This window comes from Methylibium rhizosphaerae (assembly GCF_006386545.1).
GTDB classification, from domain to species: Bacteria; Pseudomonadota; Gammaproteobacteria; order Burkholderiales; family Burkholderiaceae_C; genus Pseudorivibacter; species Pseudorivibacter rhizosphaerae.
Genome location: NZ_SWAR01000082.1, coordinates 1 through 5,340, shown reverse-complemented (window position 1 = coordinate 5,340; position 5,340 = coordinate 1). Strand labels below are relative to the sequence as shown.

Below are 5,340 nucleotides of genomic sequence, written 5' to 3'. Positions count from 1 at the left end.
AACAGCCCGTTATGTGAAGTGCGAAGCACTTCCCCCGCAGCGCCTGCCAGGCAGCGGCCGGCTCGATGCCGGCTGTTGCCTGTCTCGTGGCTCTCGCGCGCAGCGCGCTGGCTTTGAGGGCGGTGGCACGCCTCGACGTGTCCAGCGGCGCGCGGGTTGCTCTCGCAAGCCGCGTGACGCCCGCGCTGTCGGTGGCGCGGCACCCGAAGTTCAGCGGCGCCGGCCGGCGTCCGCTGCAACGCCGCCGCCGGCGCGGTCCTCGTTCGCCTCGTCGTCGGCCTCGCGCGCCAAGGCATCCAGCAGCGCACTGGCGGCGTTTTGCGGCTCGGGATGAGGGGTCGGCACGTCCTCGGCCTTCTGCGCGCTCCTGGCGCGGCGCTTCGCGCCCGGATGCGTCATCGCATGCACCGCCTGCAGCTGCCGGATCGCCACCTGCGTGTAGATCTGCGTCGTGCTCAGCTCCGCGTGCCCCAGCATCGCCTGGATGAAGCGCAGGTCCGCGCCGCCTTCGAGCATCAGCGTGGCCATCGTGTGGCGCCACAGGTGGCAGCCGCCGCGCTTGCCCAGCTCGGCCGCGTCCACCCTCTTCGCGATCAGCGTCGAGAGCCACAACGGGCTGATGCGCTTGCCCTCGGTACTGAGGAACAGCGTCTTGTCCTCGGCGTTCCACGCCAGTTGCGGCCGGCCGCGTTCGAGGTACTCGCTCACCCAATACAGCGCCCGCTCGCCCAGCGGCAGCAAGCGATCCTTGCCGCCCTTGCCCTCGCGGATCAGCACCACGCCGCGCTCGGCCTCGAGGTCGCCGAGTTCAAGGCTAGCCAGCTCATGGCGGCGCACACCCGTCGCATAGAGCACTTCGAGCATCGCGCGGTCGCGCAGTCCGATCGGCGTGCCCAGGTCCACGCCGGCCATCACGCGCTCGGCCTCGTCGGCCGTGAGCACGGTTCTCGGCAAGCGCTTGAGCTTGCGCGGCAGCTCCAGGTCGGCCGCCGGGTTGGCCGGGATCTCGGCGGCCTTCGTGAGCCAGCGGAAGAACCCGCGCAAGGGCACCAGCTTGCAGCGCTGCCCGGCCACGCTCAACGGCGAGCCATCGCGCTTGCGGTAGTGGTACAGCCAGCGCTGGTAGCGCTCGATGACCTGGCGTGTCACCTGCTGCGGGTGCGTCACGCCGCGCTCGTCGGCCCACGCGATGAACTCGCGGATGTAGCGCTCGGCGGTGGCGATGCCGCTTGGGCGGTAGCCGCGTGTGCCCAGGTGTTCAAGGTAGCGCCGCAGCGCGGCGGTCAGGCCGCGCAGGTCGTTCGGGGCGCCGGCCGTGAAGCGCTCGCGGGGGCGCATGGCCGTCAATGCGCGGCCGTGGGTACGACAGGACGAAGCGCGTCCGCGCCAGAGATAGGCGTTTTGGCGCCGTTGATCGGTCGATCGGCCGCAGCGCCAGCATCGGCGCGGGTTTTCGGCTGGTTCACCGCGTCCAACTTGACCCCAACTTGGGGGCAACTTGGGGCCAACTTGGCACCCACTTGCGCGGCTGCGGCCCCAACTTGCGGGCGTCGTAGCGATGCGTCGGCGTGCAGTTCGGCCGTGTCGATCAGCCCGCACAGGCGCCGCACATCCTCGTCGCTGCCGTCCCACAGCAGCTCGTAGCGCAGGCTGTGGCCGCGGCTGCCGCCGTGGATCAGCAGGAACTCCATCTCGGCCAGGCGCGCGCAGTGCACCTTCAGCTGGTTGTCGCTCCACTGCGTGGCCTCGCGGATGTCGCGCCGCGTGAAGCGCACGTCGGCGCATCTGATGCGCTCACGCTCGGCGCGCTCGGCCACCATCGCGCGGATGAGGTTGAGCAGGCGCCGCGTCTGCGGCGGCAGCTCGTCCAGCGTGCGGCCGAGCACTTCGTGCGCGATGGCGTTGGCCAGCTCGATGTCGGCGGGGGTCACCTCGATGTAGCGCAGGGCCTGGCCGCCCTCGGCCTGCGCCGTCTTCACCTCGCGCTGGTGCTGGTGCAGCAGCGCGATGGCCTGGATCAGCACCAGGTACTTCATGTGATCGCGCCGTGTGCGGGTCTTGTCGGCCAGGAAGGTCAGGCGGTCGGCATACGGGTTCACCACCGCGATCGGCGCCAGCAGGCGCTGCGCGTTGTGGTGCACGGCCTTGAGGGTGTCGCGTCGGTTGCGTTCGAGCAGCCCTTGCAGCGTCTGCTTCTGACGCTGCCGCGCGTGGATGGCCGCGGTCTGCTCGCGGCTCTCGTTGACCGAGAGAACCAGGCAGCGGTTGAGCAGCTCTTCGTCGACGTCGATGGCCGTCGTCGTGAGCATCAGCATCACCGGACCCTTCACCGTGTATTGCCGCGTGCTCAGGTTGCCCGTGGCCTCGTCCTTGGCGGTGCTGGCGATCGTCAGCTCGCCATCGCTTTGCAAGAGCTTCAAGGCATACGCGGCCTGGCGCACGCCCTCTTCCTCGGCGATGGCGAGGATCTTGTGCTGCAGGTTCGTCTCGCCCAGGTAGAACAGGCTCTGCCCGGTCATCGCCGAGTAGCGGATGCGCTCTTCCTCGGGCACCAGCTGCAGCACGGCGTCCATCAGCGAGGACTTGCCCGCCGCGCTCGAGCTTTGGATGAGCACGGCCAAGGGCGTATCCAGCTTGCGGCTGACGGCAGCCAGGTACGCGGCCAGCAGGTTCAGGTCTTCACCGACCACGCCCAGCGCATGCAGGTCCGTCACGATGCGCTCGATGAGGTTCGGCGCCTGCAGCAGCTCCAAGGCCTGCGCTTCTTCGTCGGCCGACAGCACCGGCGCCTTCGGCGTCGAGGCCTGGCGCTCGCGCGCTTGCGTGAGCAGCGCATCCTGCAGCGCCTCGAGCTTCAGCAGCACCGCGCCGAGTTCACGTTTCAGCGCGTCTTCGCTCATCCCCAGCTCGATGCTGGCCGCGCGCAGGAACGCCGCACGGCTGCGCGCGGCGTACAGGTCCAGCGTGTCCACGAAGTACGCGCCCAGCGTCGAGTCGGCCGGCGCGTTCGCCTCGGGCTTGCGCTTGGCCTGCACGTTGACCTTCATCACCTCGGCGCTGGTGTTTTTCTTCCAGCCGCGCACGCGCCAGGTGATGCCGCCGGTGTCCAGCTGCAGCTCGTCGGGCAGCTCGCTCGGCATAGCTTCATCGGCGCTGCGCGCCGGCGGCTCAGCGGCTGAGGAAGGAAGTGCCGGCGCGTCCTCGGTTGGCAGCGCCGGCTCGGTCAATCCTTCTTCAGCTGCTGGCGACTGCACCGGCCGCGCCCCGCCGATCCATTGCGCTTGCCGCAGCACCAGCGCCAGCGCCTTGTCGGGCGGGCTCATCTTGCGCGCGTAGTCGTTGGCATCCATGCCCTTGGGGAACAGCACGCGCAAGACCTCGAAGCCTTCGGCGATCAGCGCCTCGGCCAGCTTGGCCGCCGCACGCTCGCCGGCGTCGTCGCGGTCGTAGGCGATCAGCACGCGTTCGATGCCATGCGCCTTGAAGGCGGCCAGCAGGTCGTCGCCGAAGCCCTCCACGCCGTAGGCGCTGGTCACGTTGGTGAAGCCGGCGCACCAGAAGGTCATCGCGTCGATCAAGGCCTCGCACAGGATCACTTCGCGCTGGCCCGGCGCTCGCTGCCCGGCCTCGATCACGCCGGCCAGGTTGAACACGCCCGCATGCGGCCCCGGCAGGTACAGGTGCTTGGGCGTGCCCGCGCGCAGGTCGTCTCTGAGCTTGCGGCCGTAGACCTCCACCACGGCGCCGACCGCATCGAACACCGGTACCACCAAGCTGCCGTTGAAGTGTTCGTGGCCGCTGTCTCGGATCAGCCCGATGCGCTGCAGCCGCTGCCGCACCGCCGCGCCGGCCTGGCGGTTCTTTTCCGGCAAGCGCAGGCCCAGCGTCCTGTCGGCCACGCCGAGCTGGAAGGTGTCCACCAGCTGCGGGTGGTCGAGCCCGCGTGCCTTGAGGTAGGCCAGCGCCTCGGGGCTTTGCTTCAAGCGCTCGTGGTAGTAGTCGATGGTCTGCGCCAGCAGCGCCTGGTCGTCGGCATCCAAGGCCACCGGCGCCGGCAGCGCGCGCACCGTCGTGCGCTTGGCAGGCGCAGCACCGGCAGCCGCTATGGAAGGATCGGCCTTGAGGAGCTCCACCGCGTGCCGGAAGCTCACGCCACGGTGCTTCATCACCCAGTCGATCGGCCCGCCGCCGATGCCGCAGCCGAAGCAGTGCCACAGGTTCTTCGCCGGGCTCACCACCAGGCTCGCCTCGGCATCGTCGTGGAACGGGCAGCGCCCCAGCCAGTCCTTGCCCGCACGCTTCAGCTCCACCCCCACCGCCTCGACCAGGCGCTGCACCGACACCTCTTCTTTTAGCCGCTGCAGTTCTGGTTCGGGGATGCGTGCCATGCCGTTCTCCGTCAGTCCCGGACATACACCGGGTTGCTAAACAATTTGAAGGACGGCACACTATACATCGTGTGTATACATGTCAAGTCCGAGGCTTCAATGCAGCGTCCAGCCTTCCTAGACTCGCCCCATCGCTTGGAACTTGTTTCGATGGGCAAACGCATTCAACCGGCCACCGCTGCGGCAGCCGCCCCGGCCAGCTTCGGCGAGCGCCTGGCCAGCCTGCGTAAGGCAGCGGGTTTCACGCAGGTGGAGCTGGCCGCCGAGCTGGGCATCTCGCAGCGCATGGTGGCCTACTACGAGAGTCCGGCGGCCACGCCGCCGGCCAACCTGCTGCCGCAGATCGCCGCCGCGCTGGGGGTGTCGATCGATGAGTTGTTCGGCGTGGGCGCGCCCAAGCGGCGGCTGGCCAAGCAGGAGGGCGACAGCCGGCTGCGCCGGCGCCTGCTGGCCATCGAGAAGCTGGACGTGGCCGACAAGCGCCAGGTGCTTCAGCTGCTGGATGCGTTCATCGAGCGCGGCCAGCTCAAGCGCAAGGCGGAGAGCCGCACTTGAGCGCCGCCGCACCGCAGCTGGATTTCGAATGGGACCCGCTCAAGGCCGCTTCCAACCTCGTCAAGCACGGGGTGTCGTTCGAGCAGGCCGCCACGGTGTTGCTCGATGCGCTGGCGCTGACCGTCTTCGACGCGGCGCACAGCGAGTTCGAGGAGCGTTGGTTCACGCTGGGGCTGGCGAGCAACGGCCGGCTGCTGGCGGTGGCACACACCTACAGCGCCAGCGGGCCGAGCAGCGCGAAGGTGAGGATCATTTCGGCGCGCGAGGCCACCAGGCACGAGCGCCGGCAGTACGAGAACGAGCCGCGTTGAGCGGCTCACAGCAACACCCAAGGTGATGACGATGGGAACGCGAGCCACTGACCACGACGACGACCTGCCCAGCGAGATCGATTTCT

Annotated in this window: 4 protein-coding genes; 2 read left to right on the top strand and 2 right to left on the bottom strand. The window is 69.1% G+C overall.

All coding sequences use genetic code 11. The features are described from left to right. Nucleotides 1–210: 210 nt before the first annotated feature. Both xerC and E8D38_RS27150 read right to left on the bottom strand, forming a co-directional pair. Nucleotides 211–1,338: a site-specific tyrosine recombinase XerC gene (xerC, locus tag E8D38_RS27155; protein ID WP_140637399.1), complete on the bottom strand. Its 1,128-nt coding sequence runs from the start codon at nt 1,336–1,338 to the stop codon at nt 211–213. Nucleotides 1,339–1,343: 5 nt separating this feature from the next. After that, entirely contained in the window at nt 1,344–4,388 is a 3,045-nt protein-coding gene (locus tag E8D38_RS27150) for a CHC2 zinc finger domain-containing protein (protein ID WP_140637398.1), read from the bottom strand. A 150-nt stretch (nt 4,389–4,538) separates the two neighbouring features. On the opposite strand from E8D38_RS27150, the gene E8D38_RS27145 reads away from it, so the two are divergent. Together E8D38_RS27145 and E8D38_RS27140 are read left to right on the top strand one after the other, a co-directional pair. After that, a complete protein-coding gene (locus E8D38_RS27145; RefSeq protein ID WP_246099729.1) occupies nt 4,539–4,943 on the top strand; it encodes a helix-turn-helix domain-containing protein in 405 nt (134 codons plus the stop codon). Further along, on the top strand, nt 4,940–5,254 hold the full coding sequence (locus E8D38_RS27140; RefSeq protein WP_246099727.1) for a BrnT family toxin: 315 nt from the start codon (nt 4,940–4,942) through the stop codon (nt 5,252–5,254). Before E8D38_RS27145 ends, E8D38_RS27140 begins: the two co-directional genes overlap by 4 nt. Nucleotides 5,255–5,340 lie beyond the last annotated feature (86 nt).

Excerpts from the sequence above, each read along its gene's own strand:
- xerC (WP_140637399.1), bottom strand. The coding sequence starts at position 1,338 with ATGCGCCCCCGCGAGCGCTTCACGGCCGGCGCCCCGAACGACCTGCGC.
- E8D38_RS27150 (WP_140637398.1), bottom strand. The coding sequence starts at position 4,388 with ATGGCACGCATCCCCGAACCAGAACTGCAGCGGCTAAAAGAAGAGGTG.
- E8D38_RS27145 (WP_246099729.1), top strand. The coding sequence starts at position 4,539 with ATGGGCAAACGCATTCAACCGGCCACCGCTGCGGCAGCCGCCCCGGCC.